The sequence below is a fragment of the Pseudarthrobacter enclensis genome, from assembly GCF_001457025.1.
Taxonomy (GTDB): Bacteria; Actinomycetota; Actinomycetes; order Actinomycetales; family Micrococcaceae; genus Arthrobacter; species Arthrobacter enclensis.
In genome coordinates this window covers 31,028-53,401 of record NZ_KQ758608.1, presented here as the reverse complement: position 1 = coordinate 53,401, position 22,374 = coordinate 31,028, and the positions used below count along the sequence as shown (strand labels likewise).

Genomic DNA, 22,374 nt, shown 5'->3' with positions numbered 1-22,374 from the left:
CAGTTACCGGCTAGGTTCGTCGCCTGCGGCGAGCTTATCACGATACGGTTCGGTTCGAACAGTACCAAATGCGGTTACTTATTTGCGAAGAAGAGAGGATAAACGGCTGGCCGAAGGCTAGCCGGATGCCAGCATTTCGCCAGAGTCGGAGGTTATCCGGTTAGTGCCAACTAAACTGGAGTGTCTATTTCTGGAGTGTCCAAACTTCACAGCCAGCGTACTTGTCAAACATTTCACGGGGCAGGGCGCCTTCCGCAGCGATCCAGAGGACACTGTCGTCAGAAGTGGCCTGCTCAATCAATCCGGTACGAACGCGCCTACCTTCCCGCCAGATTTCGACCGGTTCTCCCACCAGACTGGACCAATCGGAACGGTGGTAGCGGCCAGGACTGACAATTGCACTCGTCGTCATCATTCTGCTTTTCCAATCTCGTTTTTAGTGGGACAAGTTTGCGCTTCCGTGGACAACGGGCCTGCGCATTAGGTGCAGGGCCTTTCGTGCCGCCAAGTGCCAAAGGCTTTTATGTCCCCTCCGAGGCTGTGACCTCTCAGGTGCTTAATCCTGTGTACTTTTTCTAGGACGTTTTCAAGCGGCCGGTGTGGTCAAGGTTTGTTGGGTACGGCGAGAACTGGAGTACCGGGCTTGGCGGATGAGCGGCTGTTATCGTTCGATGCCAGTGGCAATGTTCAAGGGAGCGGGATCGTGGAGGGCCGACAGGTTGACGTCGGGAGGAAGCATCCCAAGTGATTCTCGGATGTTGGTGATGGCTCGCAGGCCTTCCGGGTCCACACGAAGGGTGCGTGGCCGGGTTGCCCACATTGCGTTTGCTCCCCTCTCGACTCCATGCCGTTTGAGCATGTCTATGCCGGCTTGGTCGGCCATTGACTCTGTTAGGGCGACTGCCTCATGCAATGCGCGCAGGTATCGGGTCAGGGGCTCGGACTGAACGCGGTCCGCTCGAACGACCAGTCCCTGACCTGGGAACGTGGGCATGAGGTCTGTGACCGTGGCCAGCAGCCGTTTGCCTGCGTTTTCTGCCATGGTGTCGAACGGGGGAGCGAGGATAGTGGCATCCGCTTCTCCGGACAGGAGCGCTTGGAGTCGTTCGCGCGCACCGCCTTGTTCCACATATTCAACCCTGACGCCGGCAGAGGTCAGCAGGTGTCGGGCTACCAGTGAGAACCCATTAGCGATTGCGTCGACGGAAAACGTCCTGCCCGTGAGGTCCTTAAGGGATGCGAATTCCGCATGGGCATAGATCCCGAGGGGGGCGGTCCTTTCGACTTGCGCGATAAGTCGTAAGTCCGCGCCGGATCGCGTCCATTCGAAGAGGTTGTCGATGGCCGTGACGGCCAGGTCTGTCTCCTTTGCAAGCAGTGCTTGCAATTGGTCTGCGCTGCCCTTGGTGACCGTAATGTCGAGGTCGATCTCATTCAGCAGTCCGGCTTCCATGGCCGCAACCACTGGCACAACTGGAATGAACTGGTTTTGGCGTAACTTCATTGTGAGTTCCTTTCGTGGTCTCAGCCGCAGCTTTCGTCATTACATGGCGGAAACGTTACGGCGGGTCGATCCGTTGTGTGCCCCAGGGCCGCGGAAACGGCGTGCGGTTCCCTTGAACAGGGCAACGACGCGGTCCTCGGACCGGACGACGACATCAACGACGACTCGCTTCTGGTCCGAATAAGACACTGTTGCGACGGCTTCAAGCTCATCACCGGGATGTGCCGGGGCGACAAAGGAGATGCTGGCGTCGGCTGTGGCAACTCGCTGGGCAACAGAGTTCGCTGCGCAAGCGAAGGCCTGGTCGGCAAGTGCGAACACAAATCCGCCTTGGGCGACTCCGATGCCGTTCGTCATATGTTCGGTGACGACAAGCTGTGCCACCGCCGCACCTTGTGCCGCCTGTGTAACGACGATTCCCAACCGCGCTCCGGCATGATCGGCTGCGAGCATCCTCTGCACGTTCTCGTCGATGTCACCCTGATGACCGGCAGCGTCTACCTTCACTGACTCCAACGTCAGGACAGCCTTTCAAGAACCAGGGCCATCCCTTGGCCTCCGCCGACGCACAAAGTGGCAAGACCCAATGAACCATCGGTCTGCCGGAGCCCATTAATGAGGGTTCCCATAAGCCGTACTCCGGTGGCGCCGAAGGGGTGCCCGACTGCAATTGCTCCGCCGTGCGGGTTCACTTTTTCAGGATCGGCGCCGAGGGAGCGGACGACCGGAACTACCTGTGCGGCGAAAGCTTCATTAAGCTCCACGATGTCGATGTCGTCGATGGTCATGCCGAGACGCTTGAGAAGACGTTGAGAGGCCTCTATCGGCCCCAAGCCCATTATTTCGGGGGAGAGCGCGCTGGCTCCTACTCCCAGGATTCGGGCCAACGGTGGGATGCCCAGTTCAGCAGCGCGCCGGGCGCTCATCATGACAGCAGCGGAAGCACCATCATTGAGAGGACTTGCATTGCCCGCTGTAACACTGCCATGGACAGCGAATGCGGGCTGCAAATTTCCCAGTCCTTCAAGGGTAGTCGTGGGCCGCGGGCCGTCGTCGGCGCTGATCACCGCACCATCGGCGCGTGTATAGGGGACAATCTCCCCTGCGAAATAGCCGGACTCGATGGCCGCCACAGCACGGCGCTGCGATGCCAAAGCCCACTCGTCCTGGTCTTGTCTGGTTGTTCCTGTCACCCGCGCAACAAACTCGGCGGTCTTGCCCATGGCGATGTACATGTCGGGAGCGTGTCCGTCCAGGCGGGGGTCCTGCCATTCTTCGCCGGACTCGAAAACTCTATTGGCGCGCTCTGCCCAAGACTCCGAACCGGGGTAGGGGTTTGTCGTGGCCGGTGGTTGCATGGAGGTGGACTCCACTCCACCGACAAGGTAGGCGTCTCCGTCGCCGGCTCGAATGGCGCGCGATGCTGCGGCTGCCGCCTCGAGTGAAGAGGCGCAAAAACGGTTCAGAGTAACGCCCGGCAATGTGTCCAGGCCTTCCAGCACTGCGACCCTGCGGGGAATGTTGTCTCCCTGCGCGCCCTCGGGAGCGGCCGTTCCGAGGTAGAAGTCCTCGAGTTGCACAGGGGGGAGCTGCGGTACCGCAGACAACACGGCGCGCACGGCGGCACGCGATAGGTCCTCCGGGCGTTCCAGCACCAGTGATCCTTTACGGGCACGTCCAAAGGGCGTACGTGCGTAAGCCACGACTACAGCATCGTCTGGACTAAGAGCGGATTCCATGTCGCATCCTTTCGAGAATAACGTGGATCACACTCTATCAGTTCGATTCGAATCGTATCGAATAGATGGACAGAAATTTGGTGCTTCGCAGAAGCCACGTTAACCCTATACAGTTCGTATCGTTTCGAGTAAGCTCGCCCTCAACACTGATACGTGCCGCTGGGTCGCCCCCTCCTTCCACGCTTTGCATTGAGGCTTGGAACCAAAGGCATTACCGCGGTCGCAAAATGATTCAAAGGAGAACCAGTGACCAACTTCGATCAGGGCCCAAGCCTGGAAACGATGATCCAGGAAGCCGGGGGAGCGGTGAATCTGCTTCGCCGCTCACCTCTGGGTAAGTTCTTCGCCCCGGGCTATGAGGCCGAATTCACGACGTGGCGTGAAGAGCAAAAGGCGTGGATGGAGAGCGTGGCGCTGCTGGAGCTCTCATACCACATGCCGGAACTGCACCTTCGGGGCACAGAAGTAATCCCCTTCCTGAAGGAAATCGCGGTCAACAAGCTTGATGTCTTCCCCGTCCTTCGGGCCAAGCAGCTGGTCCTTGCCGCTCCAGACGGCAACTTCATCGCTGACGCGATCATCTTCCACGAAGAAGATGACTTCTACCGCGTTGTCGGCGACATCGATTGGGTGCACTTTAACGCAGTCAATACCTCCTTCGACGTTACGGCGACCGTCAACCCGAACTGGTATGGGCCACAGGTGCCCCGTGACGTATTTCGTGTTCAGTTGCAGGGACCCCGTGCCCTTGAACTGGTGACCGAACTGGTGGGTCACCACTTGCCTGAAATCAAGTTCTTCCACATCGGAGAACTGGAAATTGCAGGAAAGAAGGTCCGGGCACTGCGCCATGGAATGGCAGGCACCCCTGGTTTCGAGCTCTACGGCCCGTGGGACGACCAGGAAGCGGTCCGCGCAGCCATCGAGCAGACGGGCGCGAAGTATGGTCTGAGAAAAGTCGGGGCCGTAACATATCCAACCTCGAGCCAGGAGTCCGGGTGGATGCCTATCCCCCTTCCTGCCATCTACACTGCGCCGGAACTCAAGGAGTACCGTGAGTGGCTCGGACCCTACGCCCTAAGCGCACTGGGATCACTGGCTGGCAGCATGACATCCGAAAATATCGAGGACTACTACATCAACCCGATCGAGGCCGGCTACGGATCGCTCATCGACTGGGACCGGGATTTTGTCGGCCGTGATGCCCTGCGTGCGAAGTTTGATGAGCCCAAGCGGGTGAAGGTCACCTTGGAATGGAATGACGAAGATGTAGCCGCAACAATTGCCGCTTCACTTTTTGACGGGAGCCCCGCGCAGTCGCTCAACATTCCAATGCCCCACTACGCCTTCTACCCGGCCGACACTGTCCTTGATGCCAACGGTCAGCAGGTAGGAGTCTCCCAGTGGAGCTGCTACAGCGCTAATGCTCAGCACGTTATCTCCACTGCAGTTATAGACACCTCGTGTGCCGAATTAGGGACGGAACTGACGCTGGTGTGGGGGAACCCCGACATACAGACATCACTGTCCGACGCCAAGGAAGTGCGCAAAATTCGTGTCACCGTTGCACCCGTTCCCTACTTCAACAAGGCGATCAAGACCACGAACTGACCTCCGCTGAAGTAGTAGACCGTCGGTAAACCGACGAGTGCCCTACCCAGGACCCTGCCGACTGGTTGACGGCTGTGGTCTCGGGGCCTGAGGCGGTGCCACCGCCTCAGGCCCCGGGTCCTAGTGGCGGGAACTTCTCCGAACACCTTGCAGCGTCCTTCGCGCCCGAATTCATGGCGCAGCTGCTTCACAAGATAAGGATTGTGGGGATCGCTTTGCCCGTTGAGCCGATTGACGATCAGAACGTACCACCGACCAGACTCCAACTGGCCGTAATGGTCTGGGTCTCCGTCGTACCTACTCTCATGCTGGCCAACCTCTTTTTGGGAGAACTCCTCTCAACGTTGCAACCGGCCCTTCGTACGGCGGTACTGGCAACTGTTGCCGTTCCGGTTGTCATCTATGTGGTCATGCCCCAGCTGGAGCGTCTCCGGGTTCGGATCGTCAACCGCGGCAGCAACAAGCAGCGCAAGGCCATGAAGCCCCCTGCGGCAAACACCAGCGCCTAACGCCTGTAATGGGCCCATAGCTCAATTTCGTCAGCGCGGCAGGCTACACGTTCCCCCCAGAGGGGAAGCGTGCCATGCCTCGCCAACGCTTCAGCGGCAAACATTGGGCCGCTTTGGGGCACGTTGCATGGAATCCAGGAGTAGAACAGTGAAGTTCGGTAAGCAGCCCGCCCCTGTCGCGGACATCAACGAGGACAACCTCGAAGTTCACAAGCCCAAGACCGAGGCCGCCGGTGTCAAGGCGGTCATGGTGGCGTTGGAGCGCGCCGTGGCGCAGGCAGGTGTGACCCGTACGGCGCAGTCCCTGCTGCGGCTGAACCAGCGTGGCGGGTTCGACTGCCCGGGCTGCGCGTGGCCTGAATCGGACAAGAAGCGCAAGGCCGCCGAGTTCTGTGAGAACGGTGCCAAGGCCGTGGCCGAGGAGAACACGCTGCGCACTGTGGGGGCGGAGTTCTGGGCGAAGCACTCGATTGCGGAGCTGTCCACCAAGACGGAGTACTGGCTGGGCAACCAGGGCCGGCTTTCCGAACCGGTGGTGATCCGGGAGGGTGAGACGCACTACTCACCGATCTCCTGGAACGATGCGTTCGAGCTGATCGGCGAGCACATCCGCGCCAGCACCCCGGACCGCTGCGTCTTCTACACCTCCGGCCGCACGGCCAATGAGACCGCCTTCCTGTACCAGCTGTTCGCCCGGGCTTTGGGCACGAATAACCTGCCGGACTGCTCCAATATGTGCCACGAGTCCTCCGGCTCTGCGCTGAACCCGACCATCGGCATTGGCAAGGGCACGGTGTCCCTGGACGACATCCACGACGCCGAGTTGATCTTCGTCGTCGGGCAGAACCCGGGTACCAACCACCCGCGCATGCTGTCCGCGCTGAAGGAGTGCAAGGACAAGGGCGGCAAGGTGGTGGCCGTGAACCCGCTGCCCGAGGCCGGCCTGTTCAACTTCAAGGACCCGCAGACCGTCTCGGGCGTGGTCGGCGGCGGCACCCCGCTGGCCGACGAGTACCTGCAGATCAAGGTCGGCGGTGACCTGGCCCTGTTCCAGGCCCTCGGCCACCTGCTCCTGGAAGCCGAAAAGCAGAACCCGGGCACCGTCGTCGACCACGACTTCATCGCCGCCCAGACGGACGGGTTCGACGCCTATAAGGACGCCCGCGCCACCCTGGACTGGGACGAGACCGAGAAGGCCACCGGCCTGACACGGGCGCAGATCGAGACGGTCGCCGGGATGCTCATCAAGTCCAAGGCCTCCATCTTCTGCTGGGCACTCGGCGTGACCCAGCAGCCGCACTCCGTGGACACCATCAAGGAAATGGTCAACGTCCTGCTGCTGCAGGGCAACTTCGGCAAGCCTGGTGCCGGGGCTTGCCCGGTCCGCGGGCACTCCAATGTCCAGGGCGACCGGACCATGGGCATCTGGGAAAAGCCCAAGGAATGGCTCCTGACCGCGCTGGACAACGAGTTCGGCATCACCTCGCCGCGGCACCATGGGTATGATGCCGTTGAGTCCATGGAGGCGTTCGAACGCAACGAGGTGGACGTGTTCGTCTCGATGGGCGGCAACTTCTCTCTCGCCTGCTCGGACACGGAGACCCTGGAAGCCGGGATGCAGCGGATCGGCCTGACCGTGCACATCAGCACCAAGCCCAACCGCTCGCACGTGGTGCACGGCCGCACGTCCCTGATCCTGCCCACCCTGGGCCGCACCGACAAGGACGACAAGCACCCCAAGGGCGCCCAGTTCCTGTCCGTCGAGGACTCCATGTCCGTGGTCCACTCCACCCAGGGCCGCCTGACCCCGGTCTCGGAGCACCTGCTGGCCGAGCCCGTGATCGTGGCCCGGATGGCCGAGGCGACCTTCGGCCCGGACCACTCCGTCGACTGGCGCGGCATGGCCGAGGACTACGACGTGATCCGCGACCACATCGAACGTGTCCTGCCCGGCTTCGAGGACTTCAACGCCCGGGTCCGGACCAAGAACGGGTTCGTGCTGCCCAACCCGCCACGGGACACCCGCTCGTTCGCCACCGACATCGGCCGCGGCCGGTTCACCGTCAGCCCGCTGGAATACCTCACCCCGCCGCCGGGGCACCTGGTGCTGCAGACCATGCGCAGCCACGACCAGTACAACACCACGTTCTACGGCCTGGACGACCGCTACCGCGGCATCTCCGACGGCCGCCGCGTGATCCTCATCCACCCCGAGGACCTCGCCAAATCCGGCTTCCAGGACCGCGAACTCGTGGACGTCATCAGCACCTTCGGCGGCGTGGACCGCCGCGCGGACAAGTTCCGCCTGGTCGCCTACCCCACCGCGAAGGGCTGCGCAGCCGCATACTTCCCCGAAGCCAACGCCCTGGTCCACAAGGAAAACGTCGCCCGCGAATCCAACACCCCCGGCTTCAAAGCCATGTTCGTCCGCTTCAAACCACACCAGGGCGGCGGACATCGCCCTTTGCGAGATCACGAGTGACGTCGCCCGACATAGCCGCAACCGATCTACCAGCAAGGTTCAGGTGGAGCCGCACCTCCGCCGCATCCAAGGAGCATTTCATGAATCCACCCCAAGGCGCATTACTCGTTGGAAGTGTCAACCTTCCTGACGCTGAATCGACCTTTCGCGCAGCTGCCAAGGCGCTCACGGGCCGATTGAAGCGCATTCCGGACGGTGAAGTTGGCGACCGTGTTTACTGGATGGTCCACCAGGCAGATTACATTGCCCGCACACCGGGAATTGAGCGCGTCGGTGACACCCCCGTACTCTTCAATGGCTGTGACCTGCGCCCCGTCCGAGTGGCAGACGGCGTTGATCCTGGCAATCTTGTTTTAAGTTCACTCGGATACGCCCGGGATGCGCTGAACTCATGGACAGTTTTTGAGCGTTTGCAGCAGGCAGGCGTTATTAATCCTGCAACCAAATTTCAGGTCTCTCTTCCCACACCCCTCGCCGTTGTTGCAGCTTTCGCAACCGAAGATCAGCGCGGACTGTTGGAACCCATCTACGAGCGTGCCCTTTTTGCCGAGCTCGACGCGATCCAGGACACCATTCCTCGTGGCAGCCTAGCAATCCAGTGGGACACCTCAGTGGAATTCGGTCTGATTGAAAAAACAGGCTACCCGGGGTTCCTCTCGGTACCGCAGCCGTGGTTCGGTGACGTCTGGCAGGGAATCATAGAACGCGCGGGCCGACAGGCGTGTCGGGTTCGTGAAGAAGTGGAACTCGGATTCCACCTCTGCTATGGCGATGCGGGAGAACAACATTTCATTGAGCCCGTTGACACTACCAATTTGGCTCGGTTCGCCGGTGAGCTTTTCGCCGCTTCACCCCGCCAAGTCAACTGGGTACATTTGCCCGTTCCAATTGGCCGTCATGACGATGCCTACTTTGTCCCCCTTAGAGACCTCCCCCTGCCGGAACATACGGAGTTGTACTTAGGTCTCGTCCATCGCGAAGACGGCATTCAAGGCGCACGACGACGCATCAAGGCGGCGAGCCGGCACGTTCCCCGTTTCGGTGTGGCCACGGAATGCGGGGCGGGGCGTGCCCCGACCGAAGCGATCGAGACTCTGCTTGAAACTCATCGAGAGGTATGCGAACCCTGGTGAAGGGTGCCTGGCGTCCAAGCCGAAAGACCTTGCCGCAATTACGCCTAAAACGTATGTGTCCCGCACTGACCTGATGGCTGGCCCGAACACCGTACATAGCAGTACCAGGGCAGCGTCAGCCCCGACTGAGGCATCCTTCTGCGGATCCCGTCGAGCACCATCCCAGAACCACCAAGAAGTAATTCAACAAACAGAACGACCACGCCGGCGTAACCGACCGAAGGCTGCCTTGGCGCAGCCAGAACCATCCGAATGCCACCCCCAAAATCCAATCAAGGAGATCAACGATGACTGCAGCATTTGAGCCCACCTCGCAGACGCCCGAAGAGCAGGCCGCGGCACTGGAGCTCGAGTGGGCCGCCGACCCCCGCTGGGAAGGTGTGACCCGGGACTACTCAGCCTCCGACGTCGTCCGTCTTCGCGGCCGTGTCTCCGAAGAGCACACTCTGGCCCGCCGGGGTGCCGAGAAGCTGTGGAAGCAGCTGACAGAGGAGCACAAGACCGGCGGCTACACCAACGCCCTGGGCGCGCTGACCGGCAACCAGGCCGTGCAGCAGGTCAAGGCAGGCCTGCGGGCCATCTATCTCTCCGGCTGGCAGGTTGCCGCAGACGCCAACAACTCCGGCCACACCTACCCGGACCAGTCCCTTTACCCGGCCAACTCGGTTCCCACCGTTGTGCGCAGGATCAACAACGCGCTGCTCCGCGCCGACCAGATCGAGTTCTCCGAAGGCGTCCAGACCGTTGAAGACTGGCTGGTCCCGATCGTGGCTGACGCTGAGGCCGGGTTCGGCGGCCCGCTGAACGCCTATGAGCTGATGAAGTCCATGATCCAGGCCGGCGCCTCCGGGGTGCACTGGGAAGACCAGCTCGCCTCGGAGAAGAAGTGCGGCCACCTCGGCGGCAAGGTCCTGATCCCCACCCAGCAGCACGTCCGGACCCTGAACGCGGCCCGGCTCGCGGCTGACGTAGCCCGCACCCCCACCGTTGTCATCGCCCGCACCGACGCCGAGGCCGCCACCCTGATCACCTCCGACGTCGACGAACGCGACCAGGAATTCATCACCGGTGAACGCACCGCCGAGGGCTTTTACAAGGTCCGCAACGGCATCGAACCCTGCATCGCCCGGGCCAAGGCCTACGCCCCGTACTCCGACCTCATCTGGATGGAGACCGGCACCCCGGACCTTGAGCTGGCCCGCAAGTTCGCCGAATCCGTCAAGGCCGAGTTCCCGGACCAGATGCTCTCCTACAACTGCTCGCCGTCGTTCAACTGGCGCAAGCACCTCGACGACGCCACCATCGCCAAGTTCCAGCGCGAACTCGGCGCCATGGGCTTCACGTTCCAGTTCATCACCCTGGCCGGCTTCCACGCCCTGAACTACTCGATGTTCGACCTCGCCCACGGCTACGCCCGCGAAGGCATGAGCGCCTACGTCGAACTCCAGGAAAAGGAATTCGCCTCCGAAACCCGCGGCTACACCGCAACCAAGCACCAGCGCGAAGTCGGCACCGGCTACTTCGACACCATCTCCACCGCGCTCAACCCGAACGCGTCCACCCTCGCACTGGTCGGATCGACCGAAGAAGGCCAGTTCCACTAAAACTTTCCCAACTGAATAGCAGCCGGTGGCACGAGCGTCACCTGCTGCTCTTCAGTTGTACCCTGCACCAGGAGAACTTAGATGAACAGCTTTACTGACACTTCCACCATTGACGGCATTACGTTAAAAGCGCAGCCCGTTAGCCGACAAAACGAGGTGCTGACTCCGGATGCCCTGGCATTTATTGCCAAGCTGCACCGGGCGACGGCGACCCGGCGGCAGGAGTTGCTGCAGGCCCGCCGGACCCGGCGGGCCGAGATCGCGGCCGGCGCCGACCCGAGGTTCCTGCGGGAGACCGAGCACATCCGCGACGACCCGTCCTGGCGCGTCGCTCCCCCGGCCCCGGGGTTGGAGGACCGCCGCGTGGAGATCACCGGCCCGGTGGACAAGAAGATGACCATCAACGCCCTGAACTCCGGCGCCAAGGTCTGGCTCGCCGACATGGAAGACTCCTCCACCCCCACCTGGCGCAACGTCATCAAGGGCCAACTCAACCTCACCGACGCCCTGGAACGCCGCATCGACTTCACCAGCCCGGAGGGCAAGGAATACACACTCCGCCCCGCCGGTGACCTGCCCACCATCGTGGTCCGCCCCCGCGGCTGGCACCTGCCCGAAAAGCACATGCTCATCGACGGCGACCCCATCGCCGGCGGCATCGTAGACTTCGGCCTCTACTTCTTCCACAACGCCCGCCGCCTCCTCGCCCAGGGCAAGGGACCGTACTTCTACCTCCCCAAGATCGAGAACCACCTCGAAGCCCGGCTCTGGAACGACATCTTCATCCTCGCCCAGGACCTGCTCGGCATCCCCCAGGGCACCATCCGCGCCACCGTACTCATCGAAACCATCACCGCCGCCTTCGAGATGGAGGAAATCCTCTACGAACTGCGCGACCACGCCTCCGGCCTGAACGCCGGCCGCTGGGACTACATCTTCTCCATCATCAAGAACTTCCGCACCCGCGGCCCCCGCTTCGTCCTCCCCGACCGCAACCAGGTGACCATGACCCAGCCTTTCATGCGCGCCTACACCGAACAACTCGTCCGGGCCTGCCACAAGCGCGGCGCCATGGCCATCGGCGGCATGGCCGCAGCCGTCCCCAACCGCAAGGACCCGGAGGCAAACGCCAACGCCCTGGAAAAGGTCCGCGCGGACAAGACCCGCGAGGCCAACGACGGCTTCGACGGCTCCTGGGTGGCCCACCCCGACCTCGTTCCGGTCTGCCGCGAAGTATTCGACTCCGTCCTTGGTGACGAGCCGAACCAGCTGGACCGGCTCCGCGAGGATGTCATTCCGGACGACCGCGCCCTGATCAACGTGGCCGCCACCACCGGCACGATCACCGAGCAGGGCATCCGGAACAACATCGAAGTAGGCATCCGCTACATCGAGTCCTGGCTCCGCGGCAATGGCGCAGTGGCCATCCACAACCTCATGGAAGATGCTGCCACCGCCGAAATCTCCCGCTCCCAGCTCTGGCAGTGGATCTACGCCCGCGCCATCACCGACCACGGCGAAATCGTCACCCACGAATGGGGCGAGGAACTCCTGGACGCCGAATTCGCACGGCTGGAACGCTTCGACGGCGACCGCTTCGAAGACGCCCGCGACATCTTCGAAGAAGTCACCCTCACCCGGGACTTCCCCACCTTCCTCACCCTGCCCGCCTACGCCCGCTACCTCACCGAAGCACGCGAAAAGGCAAATGAGGATGAACTCACTCTTGCATGACGTGTGGAGGAGGACAGTTACTCCGGGCTGGCCGCACTTACCTTCGCAACGTATCTAGGCAAGGGGGACTCTGGGGATCCTTCGGATGCCGGCGCGCTGGCATCCGAAGGATCTCCAGGTTCGCGACATTTGGAGACCCAAGGGAGTGGGCCCGACGGCAAGACCGGCGCGGTCGGGAAGCGCCGGCCAACTGGAGCAACAGCCTCCACCTGACCGAAAGCTGACATGAACTCAAAATCGGTATCGATGAAAATATGGGACAAATCAATGACCCAAAGCACCTTGGACGACGCTATTCAAGAACTTTTTTCCCATGTTAAAAAATCAGAGGACAAAGTTGTCGTCGCCCTCAGTGGGCCCAACACCTTCACTGTCTCGGTATATTGCGACGACCTGGTCGAACAGACCATCCAGGAAGTTCCCTGCTGATCGACCTACATTTTGGTCCGGTGCGACATTGCTCCAGGCTGATTGGGTGACTCGGCTAAAGGTGCTTATCTAATGGATGAGTTACGGGTACAGCCGCATCAGACAGGAGCAGGATGCATTTTCGTGCGTTGGTCGCGGTATGAAAACTTGGCGGATGCCCAGATCGGCCCGGCCAGTGCGACAACTCTCAGCACAGTGCATCCCCGCCGCCGCTTGACCGGAGGCTAATGCCGACGGAAATCTGGCACGTGCGTAAGCACGCACCTTAGCGGCGGACCCGCGACGCTGCGTGTACCGGATCTGGAGCGTTGGACAGCGGCGCCAAAGACTCTTTCAACGCGAGCCTTAGCCCGACGATGTGAGGTCCTTCTCATTCCCTGAAGGCTAGGGCCGTCCGGACCCGCTTATTCCTTCCAGCACTGTACGCAAAATCTCCTTCATGGCCTCGGGAGTAAGCGGACCGTCGGCAAAAAGAAGCCGATAGTAGATCGGAGCATAGATCAGCTCCGCTACCAAACGAGGGGAAACATCGCTCCGGATCGAGTTTTCAGCCATCGCCCTCTCAATGAGGTCTATGGCTGTTTGGAGCCTGTGACCGTAAAACCTTTTCTTATACTCTGCCATTGTCGCCGGGTCATACTGGCACTCCGCGATGAGTTGAGAGATTAACCGGCCCTCGTAGCCGGCATAGACCTCCGCGATAGACGTGAGATGTTCCTGGATCGCTTCGATAGCAGGAATATCCTCGCGCACGGGCGTTCGGGCTATGTGATTGTCCAGAAACGTATCAATGACCACTGCCGCCTTGCTTGGCCACCAACGATAAATCGTCGTCTTACTAACGCCTGCCTCGCGGGCAATCCGTTCGATTGAGAGCTTCTGTACCGTCAAGGCATCCGGACGGCGCTCATCAAGCAACGTCATCGTCGCCTCGAGAATTGCTTTTCTGCTCGTCTCACTTCTAACAACCATGGCGCAATCATAGCTTGCCGGTACGGAACGTACAGTATTTGGCGTACTAAGAACCCCGAGTGAGCCGGCACTGACAGCAGGAGTGCGGGGGTGACATGGAGCACGCCTCATGCGATACTGTTCGTATCGAACACATAGGGGTCCGAATGTCAGGGCCACACAGGAGGTAGCAATGAAGCTAGGACGGATAGCCGTGCCGACAGTTGACGGCGAGCAAATTCGGGTCGTGGCAGTTGAGCCGGAAGCCGGCCGGGTCGTTGATCTTGCAAGAGCGTATGCCTTGACTCTCGAAAGGACTGGCGCCTCGGCAAGCCGCGCACGCGAGCTTGCACTCACGTTATTCCCCGGCAGTCTCGCAGCGGGAATCGCTTCTGGTGATACGTTCCTCGAATCAGCCCACGCGGCGCTTGCCGCCGCGGATGATGCTTCCACCCCTATCGAACAAGTTGAATGGCGCGCCGCGATCGACCCGCCGATGATTCGTGATGGCCTGACATTCGCAACTCACATCGAGAACTATTTCGGGACTGTCAACGCGATACCGCCGCGCGCCATTTATGAGCGTCCAGGCTACTTCAAGGGCTCAACTGCGACCGTGTATGGACCGGAGCAAACCATTCCCTTCCCGGACATTTCCCAGAAGTTGGATTACGAGCTGGAAATTGGATACGTCATTGGAAGGTCGGGACGCAACCTCACCCCTGACGAAGCGATGGACCACGTTTTTGGCGTGACCATCTTCAGTGACTGGAGTCTGAGGGACGTGCAGTCCCTGGAGAGCAGCGTCGGGATGGGGCCGCAGCACAGCAAGGACTTCGCATTCAGCTTCGGACCCTGGATCACAACGCTTGACGAGATTGAGTCAATCGAAGGACTCCGGGGCCAGGTGCGGGTAAACGGCGAAGTGCGTTCGAACACCAAAATTGAAAACTTCGTCTACACACCTGAAGAGTTGGTGGCTTTCGTTTCGGTATTTGATGGCCTCCAGGCTGGCGACATCATCGGATCGGGAACCATGGGTTTTGGTGCCGGAGTCGAGATCGGCAGGTTCTTGGAACTGGGCGACGTAGTGGAGCTCGAACTCGAAGGAGTCGGGGTTTTGCGCAACACCATAGCAACCGAGAAGGAAACGCCGCCATGGTGGCCGGCGGCGCGGACTTACCCCTTCGAAGGCGAGCAGTAAGCCATGGGAGCTTCCGTCCGCCGCGTGGTTACAGGCCATAATGACGAGGGCCGAGCAGTCATTCTTTTTGATGGTCCCACACCAAACCGACTCGAGTTTTCAGTCCCGGATTTGGCATCAATGGTGCCCTGGCTCACATCCGGAGCCATCGATCACGTTTCCGATTGGGATCCTGCCGCAGCTGGTAACACCATCCCGTCATTTCCGGCTGCGGGGGAAACCATCGTGCGGGTTGCTGATTTTCCTCCCGATACGGCCTACCCGAAGGACGCCCGTTCTCTAATCTTCGGTGAAATCCATGGTTCCGATGACGCCGCTGCAGGCAGCGACCATGCTGCGGAGAAGCACTTTTGGTTCCATCGGACCGACTCTCTGGACTATGCAGTAGTGCTCGACGGGGAAATTACGCTCGTCGTTGACGAAGGAGAGGCCACGCTGCAGGCTGGTGACGTCGTGGTCCAGCGCGCTACCAGCCATGCCTGGTCAAACCGCACCGACAAAATCGCAAGGGTCCTGTTCGTTCTCATCGGCACCCCCCCTCTTTCCGCAGCGGATATCGCCATGCAACGAAAGACTGCCGACAGGACTTTGGAGCAGGCGTGATTGTAGACAAGAACGCCGCCGAAGGTGCCATCATCTGGCGGCCGGACGAGAACGCCATTTCCGATACCTCGGTGGCCCGCTTCACGGACTTTGCCCAACGGCATGGCGCACCGCTGGATGGGAGCTATGACTCCTTGTGGAAGTGGTCAACACAACCCAACAACCGATTTTGGGAACTGTTTGCAGAGTTTGCCGGCATCACCATGGGCGGCGTTTCGGGCGCGGCCTGCTCCTCGAATGCTATGCCTGGTGCGAGCTGGTTTCCCGGGAGGACTGTCAATTACGCCCGGCATCTGCTGGAGGGGCGGGAGGGCATTGCGCTTCTGTCGGTCACCGAAAACAACGCCCTCAGCGAAACGAGCTGGGAGGTGCTGCGAGGAAAAGTGGGGGCACTGGCCGCGCATCTCCGGTCGACAGGGGTAAGAGCCGGGGACCGGGTGGTTGCCGTGCTTCCCAACGTCGAAGAAGCCGTTGTTGGGTTGCTGGCGACCGCCTCAATGGGAGCTGTTTGGTCAATTTGCTCTCCTGAGTTCGGCCCAGGTGCTATTTCGTCGCGGTTCGCACAGCTGAGCCCCAAAGTCATGATCGCCTCGCCGGGTTACCGCCTCGGAGGGCGGGACCGGGATCGGCGGGCGGAAGTTGAAGAGGTTCTCACCTCCTTGACCAGTGTCGAACACGTTGTATGGGTGACCACTCATACAGACACTCCAGTTCCCGAGACGGCGCTACCGTGCCGTAACTGGAATGACATCACGGCCCATCCTGCCGAACCAGCCTACGAGGACCTCAACTTCGACCACCCCCTCTGGGTCCTCTTTTCGTCAGGAACAACAGGGATCCCAAAGGGCATCGTCCACGGCCATGGGGGCGCGCTCATCGAAATGATGAAGATGCTGCTCATTCACTGCGACCTTCGTCCGGAGGACCGTTTCCTCAGCATCGCATCGACAAGCTGGGTGGTATGGAACGCACTTGTGTCGACGCTGGGCGCAGGGGCGACGGCGGTGCTGGTCGATGGCAACCCGACCTTCCCTTCCGTCGACCGGGTCTGGGAACTCGCTGCGTTGACCGGCGCAACCGCTCTGGGTGTCAGCGCAGGATTCATCCACGCATGCGCCAAAAAGGAGTTGGTGCCTTCACAGCAACACGACCTGTCCCGATTGAAGTTCGTCCAAGTCACCGGATCACCTCTTTCATCGGATGGCTACCGCTGGGTTTATGCCTGCGTTGGGGATGTCTGGCTGAGTTCCGTAAGTGGAGGCACCGATATCGCGTCAATATTTGTTGGCGGCATTCCTTGCGAACCGGTACGGGTTGGCTACATCCAGGCACCGGCACTGGGTGTTAATGTCCAAGCCTGGGATGCTGACGGCGCACCGGCCGAAGGCACTGGCGAGTTGGTGGTCACCAAACCTCTCCCTTCAATGCCGCTGTATTTTTGGGGTGACAACGACGGATCCAGGTACCGCGCAAGCTATTTCGACATGTATCCCGGCGTGTGGCGCCACGGCGACTTCATCGAGTTCAACGCGGCCGGCATCAAGATTCATGGGCGTTCGGACTCCACCTTGAACCGGAACGGTCTCAGGCTGGGATCTGCAGAAATCTACGCGGTTGTTGAATCCTTGCCCGAGATCGCCGAAGCCCTGGTGGTGGGCGCGGAGATTGGTGCCGAGGACTATTACATGCCGCTCTTCGTGCAATTGACTGACGGTGTCAATGAGGAAACCGCTCGCCAAAGGATCTCGGCAGCGATCAGAGAGCACTTATCGGTGCGCTATCTGCCCGATGACATCGTTGCTGTGCGCGGCATACCGCACACCAGAACGGGGAAGAAGCTCGAGGTTCCGGTAAAGCGTCTCCTGCAAGGCGAGCCCTTAGAGCGGGTCGCGGACCTGGGTTCGTTGGACGATCCAGCCCTCATGGAGGAGTTTGCGGCATTCGCGGCGGCACGTTCTGGGAAAACCGAGCATTTATCGACGATCGGAAAGTAAATGGACACTAACACGTTTGAAACGCTGATCGCAGAGGGCAAGACAATCGAGCCGCATGACCCTATGCCGGAGGACTTCCGGCGCAGCGTATTGCGCCAGATTGCCCAGCACGCCCACTCAGAGATCATTGGCATGCAGCCGGAAGGCAACTGGATATCCCGGGCCCCAAGCCTCTATCGGAAAGCGATCCTGATCGCAAAAGTTCAAGATGAAGCAGGGCACGGCCTGTACCTCTATGGCGCGGCCGAATCTCTTGGGATGGACCAGGGGGAGATGCTCGAGCGCCTCCACAGCGGCCAGCAAAAGTACAGCACGATCTTCAACTATCCGATGCTCACTTGGGCAGATGTTGCCGTCATGGGGTGGATGGGAGACGGGGCCGCGATCGTCAATCAGGTGCCGCTTTCGCGCTGTTCCTATGGGCCATACGCCCGCGCGATGGCCCGCATCTGCAAAGAAGAAAGCTTTCACCAGCGCCAGGGGTATGACGCGATGCGCGTACTCGCCAACGGCACCGAAGAGCAGCGGAACATGGCTCAGGACGCTGTTAACCGGTGGTGGCAGCCCAGCCTCATGCTGTTTGGGCCTCCGGACACGGATTCACCGAACACGGCCCGCTCAATGGCTTGGGGTATCAAGCGTCATACCAACGACGAGCTTCGTCAGAGGTTTATCGATCTCTGCGTCCCACAGGCCGAAGCGCTTGGCCTCACCATTCCCGATGAGGAGCTGATTTGGGATGCCGAGCGGGGCCATTACAACTCCGGTCCGCTGGACTGGGATGAGTTCTGGGCCAACGTCAACGGAGCCGGTCCCTGCACCCGGGAACGTCTTGCGCGGCGGGTAGCTGCCCATGAAGACGGACGCTGGGTCAGGGAGGCCGCAGCCGCTTACGAACACCAGATCGAGAACGGCGCCCTCGTCTCTTGACAGAGGTCACGCCAACGATGTCCCAACTAATCATTCCCCGGCTCCTTTGCCGCCCTGATCTAAGGAAGTAACGCATGTCCATCGTCCCGCCCCGTCATTTTCATGATCTCCTCGAGGGTTACCGCTTTGAGGGGACCGATGTCACTGTCACCGAATCGCACATCGTTACATATGCGGGTCTGACAGGTGACTTCTACAAACTCCATATGAATGCTCACGTTATGGCTGACCACCCATTCGGTCAGCGTGTTGCCCATGGCCCGCTTACGGTGGCTCTGGCGATGGGCCAGTTGGCTCAGCGGATAACCCAGGAAAATTGGCAGGTCGAAGCCGCGATCGGAATGACCGACTTCCGGTTTTTGGCACCGGTTTTCATTGGTGACACCCTGCACTCAGAAGGCACGGTAAGTGTAGGGAAGGAACGGGAGAGCAACGGATTCGTCCCTGTGAATTTGGAAGTCACCAACCAGCGCGGAGAGTCGGTCCTGACCGGGTCGTTCACGCTGATCGTTAGCAAAAACGGTGAGTAACAACCCGGTCATGGCCACAGCGCTGCTGGTTCATGGTGCATGGCACAACAGCTCAGCCTGGGAGGCCGTGCAGAATGACCTGAACCGTCGGGGAGTTCCATCGGCAGTACTTGATCTGCCGGGACACGGCTCCACGCCCGGTCCGGAAACACTCGAAGCAGATTGCATCGCGGTGGCAGAGGCTGTCCGCGCCATCGACGGCCCGGTAGTGCTGGTCGGCCATTCCTATGGAGGCCTTGCCATCTCCGGTGCACAAGCACCTGCGGGATCGGTGCGCGCCTATCTTTATGTCGCCGCTTTTACGGGCCCCGATTCAGTCATGGAGTCCTACGCCGAGGGCGAAGAGTCCCCGCTGACAGGAAGCCTTATACGGGAAGAGGACGGCAGGTTTTCGGTGCCCCAGGCTCTCGGGCTCGAGGTCTTCTACCATGATTGTTCTCCCGCAGCAGCGGCCGTGGCGGCAGAGCAACTCGAGCCCCAGGCAGCCCGCACGCTGTACGGGCGGCTCGAAGCGGGGATACCAGAAGGCTCCACCTCGGTCTATCTCGTTTGCACCCAGGATCGAGTTCTCCCTCCTTCCGCTCAGCGAAGAATGGCCGCGGGTGCAACCACAACGCTGGAAATATCCTCCGGGCACAGCCCCATGGTCTCAAGAAGCGGTGACGTCGCGTCTCTAATCCACGATCTCTGTTCCGGCAGCGACCATTCGTCAATCAGGAGTCAATATGCAAGGGCACAGTGAGGAGCGCCCCGTGGACAAAAGCCCAGTCGCCCCTGACCGGGCGGAGGTCTATGAAGTATTTGTCCGGCCCCGTCGCGGTCTTAGCCATACCCACGTAGGGTCGGTCCACGCCCATGGTCCCGATACTGCGCTGCGGTACGCACGTGATCTCTACACACGCAGAACCGAGGGCGTAGGTCTCTGGGTTGTGCCTGCAGCCGCTATCAAGAGTTCCAACCCGGACGAAAAGGACATGTTTTTCGACCCCGCAGAGGACAAGACCTACCGGCATGCAAATTCCTACGAGGTACCCGAGGGGGTCGAGCACCTATGACGGTAGAAGATCCGCGTACCACGGCAGTGACAGGTTTAGGCCACTACGTCCTGGGGCTCGGCGATGACGCCCTCGTGCTCTCCGAAAGATGCGCAGAACTCATCACGCGGTCGCCAACCATCGAAGAAGACCTTGCCATTTCAAACATCGCCCTGGATTTGCTAGGCCAGGCCCGTGGGCTCCTAGCCCACGCAGGGGAGCTGGAAGGTGCCGGCAGAAGTGAGGACGACCTGGCGTACCTGCGTCTGGATACGCAGTTCCGCAACTGCGCTCTTGCCGAAGTACCTAACGGTGACTTTGCCTTCGTCATGCTCCGGATTTACCTTCTCTCGGAATACTTCATCCTTCGCTACGCGGCACTGGCCGACTCAGCGGACTCACAATTGTCCGCCATTTCAGCCAAGGCCTTAAAGGAGGTGAGTTACCACAAGCTCCATGCACGGGACTGGGTGATCCGCCTTGGCAGGGGAACAGCGGAGAGCGCAAAGCGTGCCCAAGCCGCTCTTGCTGACGCAGAGCCTTACTTTGATGAGCTGTTCGATGACACATGGATCCACCCGGACCTCATTACTGCGGGCATAGCCGTCAGCGAGGCTGCCCTGCGCGATCAATGGCAGGCAGCCTTGGACAAAACCCTTAGCGAAGCCGACCTCGAATTGCCGGGGGCCTCGCGCCCCTTCAGCGGAGCCCGCCACGGCCGGCACACCGAGCATCTGGGCAACCTCCTGGCCCTCACCCAGTCCCTTCACCGTGCCCACCCGGGAGCATCATGGTGAACCTCGAAGACATCAGGACAGCGGCGGCATCAGTTCCCGACCCGGAAATCCCCGTCCTGACCATCGAAGACCTTGGCGTACTCCGGGACGTAGCCTGGGACGACGCCGGGGGAGTGGTGGTTGTCATCACGCCCACGTACTCCGGATGTCCCGCCATGGCGGAGATCAGCAACGACATCAAAAGCACTCTTGGTCACATTGGAGTGCACGACGTTCGTGTTGAAACCGTTCTCGCTCCTGCCTGGAGCACGGATTGGATCAGCGATGAAGGACGCACCAAGCTGTCGACCTACGGTATCGCGCCTCCGGCACCTACCCGACGCGACGGACCTGTACCACTCACCCTGGTCTCCGTACGCTGCCCACAGTGCAATTCATCAGACACCAAACTGATCACAGCATTTGGCTCGACCGCATGCAAAGCCCTGCGCAAGTGCCGCTCATGCGAGGAGGTGTTTGATCATGTCAAACCTTACTGAGCAGCCCAAAACAGGGTTGAACCCGCCCCCGGCCGGCTTCCGAGCACTGCAGGTTGTTGGAACCACGGCACTCACCGAGGACTCCCGGGAAATCGAGTTCGCCGTACCTGCAGACGCGGCCGACCTGTTCGCCTTCCTCCCTGGCCAGCACCTCACCCTGCACCTGCCGTCACGGGCAATGACCGAACGGCGCACCTACTCGATCTGTTCGGGACGCAGCGAAGGGAGTCTGCGCATTGGGGTCCGGCGCATTCCTGGCGGAGCCCTCTCGCCGTATCTCGTCGATGAGCTGGAAGTCGGTGACATCATCCATGTTCACCCTCCCGCCGGCGTATTCGTTGCCAAACCTGACCCTGTCCGGAACGCAGTGTACGGCGCCGTCGCCTCGGGCAGCGGCATCACACCCATCCTCTCCATCACCCGCACACTCCTGGCAGAAGAACCCAACAGTTCGGTCGTACTGGCCTACGGCAACCGGGACACATCAAGCGTGATGTTTCTCGAGGAACTCGCCGACCTGAAAGACCGTTATCCCGGCCGACTCGTAGTGCACCACTTTCTTTCCCGTGAACGCAGGGGCACAAGTCTGGATCAACGGATTGAAGCCGGACAGCTCCTGCCGCTCTTCGATGCGCTGGGAGGTGCGCCGGCCGTCGACGCCTGGTACCTCTGCGGCCCACAGGAGATGGTCCGTGGCGTTCACGAAGGCCTGGCAAACTCCGGGGTTGATGAACACAACATTCATACTGAGAGCTTCCACACTGCCGACACACCGCGGGCCCCGCGCCCCGCTCCGGACGATGCCGGAGCACACCGCGTCCGTGCACAACTCGCGGGACGTGAAAGCGTTGTCGAAGTGCGTGAAGGAGAATTCATACTGGATGCTGTCCTGCGGTCGCGTCCGGAAGTACCCTTCGCCTGCCAGAAGGGGGTCTGCGGAACCTGCCGTGCCCGCGTCACAGAGGGGCGGGCGGAAATGGCTGCCAACTATGCCCTCGAACAAGACGACGTTGACGCCGGCTATATCCTCACCTGCACGTCCGTGCCCCGGGGACCCGGCCTCGAACTGGACTTCGACGCCTAAGAGTTTAAAGTCCGGAATTGGTA

General features: G+C 60.7%; 20 protein-coding genes. 16 read left to right on the top strand and 4 right to left on the bottom strand.

Annotation, left to right across the window (positions count from 1 at the left end; all coding sequences use genetic code 11):
• Window positions 1-661: 661 nt before the first annotated feature.
• From AS031_RS18350 to AS031_RS18340, 3 genes are read right to left on the bottom strand one after another with little or no spacing between them, the layout of a single operon-like run.
• Entirely contained in the window at window positions 662-1,504 is an 843-nt protein-coding gene (locus AS031_RS18350; RefSeq protein WP_058269605.1) for an ABC transporter substrate-binding protein, read from the bottom strand.
• 39 nt (window positions 1,505-1,543) lie between these two features.
• On the bottom strand, window positions 1,544-2,011 hold the full coding sequence (locus AS031_RS19645; RefSeq protein WP_141688868.1) for a hotdog fold thioesterase: 468 nt from the start codon (window positions 2,009-2,011) through the stop codon (window positions 1,544-1,546).
• Window positions 2,012-2,022: 11 nt separating this feature from the next.
• A complete protein-coding gene (locus tag AS031_RS18340; protein ID WP_058269603.1) occupies window positions 2,023-3,243 on the bottom strand; it encodes an acetyl-CoA C-acyltransferase in 1,221 nt (406 codons plus the stop codon).
• Window positions 3,244-3,489: 246 nt separating this feature from the next.
• On the opposite strand from AS031_RS18340, the gene AS031_RS18335 reads away from it, so the two are divergent.
• The 6 genes from AS031_RS18335 (at window position 3,490) to aceB (ending at window position 12,316) form a co-directional block, all read left to right on the top strand.
• Window positions 3,490-4,854 (top strand): aminomethyl transferase family protein, encoded by a 1,365-nt coding sequence (locus AS031_RS18335; RefSeq protein WP_218918368.1) that lies wholly within the window; start codon window positions 3,490-3,492, stop codon window positions 4,852-4,854.
• A gap of 305 nt (window positions 4,855-5,159) precedes the next feature.
• Complete coding sequence (locus tag AS031_RS18330) at window positions 5,160-5,363, top strand: hypothetical protein (RefSeq protein WP_218918367.1); 204 nt, start codon at window positions 5,160-5,162, stop codon at window positions 5,361-5,363.
• 148 nt (window positions 5,364-5,511) lie between these two features.
• Entirely contained in the window at window positions 5,512-7,845 is a 2,334-nt protein-coding gene (locus tag AS031_RS18325; protein ID WP_058269602.1) for an FdhF/YdeP family oxidoreductase, read from the top strand.
• An 80-nt stretch (window positions 7,846-7,925) separates the two neighbouring features.
• Complete coding sequence (locus tag AS031_RS19640) at window positions 7,926-8,978, top strand: uroporphyrinogen decarboxylase/cobalamine-independent methonine synthase family protein (RefSeq protein WP_074447027.1); 1,053 nt, start codon at window positions 7,926-7,928, stop codon at window positions 8,976-8,978.
• Window positions 8,979-9,265: 287 nt separating this feature from the next.
• Window positions 9,266-10,582 carry an isocitrate lyase gene (gene aceA / locus AS031_RS18315; RefSeq protein ID WP_058269600.1) on the top strand — a complete coding sequence of 439 codons (1,317 nt, stop codon included), beginning with the start codon at window positions 9,266-9,268 and terminating at the stop codon, window positions 10,580-10,582.
• A gap of 81 nt (window positions 10,583-10,663) precedes the next feature.
• Window positions 10,664-12,316, top strand: coding sequence for a malate synthase A (gene aceB / locus AS031_RS18310; protein WP_058269599.1), 1,653 nt, complete (start codon window positions 10,664-10,666; stop codon window positions 12,314-12,316).
• An 813-nt stretch (window positions 12,317-13,129) separates the two neighbouring features.
• Here aceB and AS031_RS18305 read toward each other — a convergent pair.
• A complete protein-coding gene (locus tag AS031_RS18305) occupies window positions 13,130-13,717 on the bottom strand; it encodes a TetR/AcrR family transcriptional regulator (RefSeq protein ID WP_074447025.1) in 588 nt (195 codons plus the stop codon).
• 172 nt (window positions 13,718-13,889) lie between these two features.
• Between AS031_RS18305 and AS031_RS18300 the strand changes: the two genes are divergently transcribed.
• The 10 genes from AS031_RS18300 to AS031_RS18265 all read left to right on the top strand — a co-directional run bounded on the left by AS031_RS18300 (window position 13,890) and on the right by AS031_RS18265 (window position 22,351).
• Window positions 13,890-14,900, top strand: coding sequence for a fumarylacetoacetate hydrolase family protein (locus AS031_RS18300; protein ID WP_058269597.1), 1,011 nt, complete (start codon window positions 13,890-13,892; stop codon window positions 14,898-14,900).
• 3 nt (window positions 14,901-14,903) lie between these two features.
• Window positions 14,904-15,503, top strand: coding sequence for a cupin domain-containing protein (locus AS031_RS18295; RefSeq protein ID WP_082642049.1), 600 nt, complete (start codon window positions 14,904-14,906; stop codon window positions 15,501-15,503).
• On the top strand, window positions 15,500-17,497 hold the full coding sequence (locus AS031_RS18290; protein WP_218918366.1) for an acetoacetate--CoA ligase: 1,998 nt from the start codon (window positions 15,500-15,502) through the stop codon (window positions 17,495-17,497). Before AS031_RS18295 ends, AS031_RS18290 begins: the two co-directional genes overlap by 4 nt.
• Complete coding sequence (paaA, locus tag AS031_RS18285) at window positions 17,498-18,427, top strand: 1,2-phenylacetyl-CoA epoxidase subunit PaaA (RefSeq protein WP_058269595.1); 930 nt, start codon at window positions 17,498-17,500, stop codon at window positions 18,425-18,427.
• Window positions 18,428-18,501: 74 nt separating this feature from the next.
• Entirely contained in the window at window positions 18,502-18,957 is a 456-nt protein-coding gene (locus AS031_RS18280) for a MaoC/PaaZ C-terminal domain-containing protein (protein ID WP_058269594.1), read from the top strand.
• A gap of 10 nt (window positions 18,958-18,967) precedes the next feature.
• Complete coding sequence (locus tag AS031_RS19635) at window positions 18,968-19,699, top strand: alpha/beta hydrolase (RefSeq protein WP_074447024.1); 732 nt, start codon at window positions 18,968-18,970, stop codon at window positions 19,697-19,699.
• On the top strand, window positions 19,683-20,012 hold the full coding sequence (paaB, locus tag AS031_RS19630; RefSeq protein WP_074447023.1) for a 1,2-phenylacetyl-CoA epoxidase subunit PaaB: 330 nt from the start codon (window positions 19,683-19,685) through the stop codon (window positions 20,010-20,012). The genes AS031_RS19635 and paaB overlap by 17 nt, the downstream gene beginning before the upstream one ends.
• Window positions 20,009-20,788, top strand: coding sequence for a 1,2-phenylacetyl-CoA epoxidase subunit PaaC (gene paaC, locus AS031_RS18270; protein WP_058269592.1), 780 nt, complete (start codon window positions 20,009-20,011; stop codon window positions 20,786-20,788). The genes paaB and paaC overlap by 4 nt, the downstream gene beginning before the upstream one ends.
• Entirely contained in the window at window positions 20,782-21,267 is a 486-nt protein-coding gene (gene paaD / locus AS031_RS19625) for a 1,2-phenylacetyl-CoA epoxidase subunit PaaD (RefSeq protein WP_074447022.1), read from the top strand. Before paaC ends, paaD begins: the two co-directional genes overlap by 7 nt.
• A complete protein-coding gene (locus AS031_RS18265; RefSeq protein WP_058269591.1) occupies window positions 21,251-22,351 on the top strand; it encodes a 2Fe-2S iron-sulfur cluster-binding protein in 1,101 nt (366 codons plus the stop codon). Before paaD ends, AS031_RS18265 begins: the two co-directional genes overlap by 17 nt.
• Window positions 22,352-22,374: the final 23 nt, after the last annotated feature.

Excerpts from the sequence above, each read along its gene's own strand:
- AS031_RS18350 (WP_058269605.1), bottom strand. The coding sequence starts at position 1,504 with ATGAAGTTACGCCAAAACCAGTTCATTCCAGTTGTGCCAGTGGTTGCG.
- AS031_RS18340 (WP_058269603.1), bottom strand. The coding sequence starts at position 3,243 with ATGGAATCCGCTCTTAGTCCAGACGATGCTGTAGTCGTGGCTTACGCA.
- AS031_RS18330 (WP_218918367.1), top strand. The coding sequence starts at position 5,160 with ATGCTGGCCAACCTCTTTTTGGGAGAACTCCTCTCAACGTTGCAACCG.
- AS031_RS19640 (WP_074447027.1), top strand. The coding sequence starts at position 7,926 with ATGAATCCACCCCAAGGCGCATTACTCGTTGGAAGTGTCAACCTTCCT.
- aceA (WP_058269600.1), top strand. The coding sequence starts at position 9,266 with ATGACTGCAGCATTTGAGCCCACCTCGCAGACGCCCGAAGAGCAGGCC.
- aceB (WP_058269599.1), top strand. The coding sequence starts at position 10,664 with ATGAACAGCTTTACTGACACTTCCACCATTGACGGCATTACGTTAAAA.
- AS031_RS18305 (WP_074447025.1), bottom strand. The coding sequence starts at position 13,717 with ATGGTTGTTAGAAGTGAGACGAGCAGAAAAGCAATTCTCGAGGCGACG.
- AS031_RS18300 (WP_058269597.1), top strand. The coding sequence starts at position 13,890 with ATGAAGCTAGGACGGATAGCCGTGCCGACAGTTGACGGCGAGCAAATT.
- AS031_RS18295 (WP_082642049.1), top strand. The coding sequence starts at position 14,904 with ATGGGAGCTTCCGTCCGCCGCGTGGTTACAGGCCATAATGACGAGGGC.
- paaA (WP_058269595.1), top strand. The coding sequence starts at position 17,498 with ATGGACACTAACACGTTTGAAACGCTGATCGCAGAGGGCAAGACAATC.
- AS031_RS18280 (WP_058269594.1), top strand. The coding sequence starts at position 18,502 with ATGTCCATCGTCCCGCCCCGTCATTTTCATGATCTCCTCGAGGGTTAC.
- AS031_RS19635 (WP_074447024.1), top strand. The coding sequence starts at position 18,968 with ATGGCCACAGCGCTGCTGGTTCATGGTGCATGGCACAACAGCTCAGCC.
- paaB (WP_074447023.1), top strand. The coding sequence starts at position 19,683 with ATGCAAGGGCACAGTGAGGAGCGCCCCGTGGACAAAAGCCCAGTCGCC.
- paaC (WP_058269592.1), top strand. The coding sequence starts at position 20,009 with ATGACGGTAGAAGATCCGCGTACCACGGCAGTGACAGGTTTAGGCCAC.
- paaD (WP_074447022.1), top strand. The coding sequence starts at position 20,782 with ATGGTGAACCTCGAAGACATCAGGACAGCGGCGGCATCAGTTCCCGAC.
- AS031_RS18265 (WP_058269591.1), top strand. The coding sequence starts at position 21,251 with ATGTCAAACCTTACTGAGCAGCCCAAAACAGGGTTGAACCCGCCCCCG.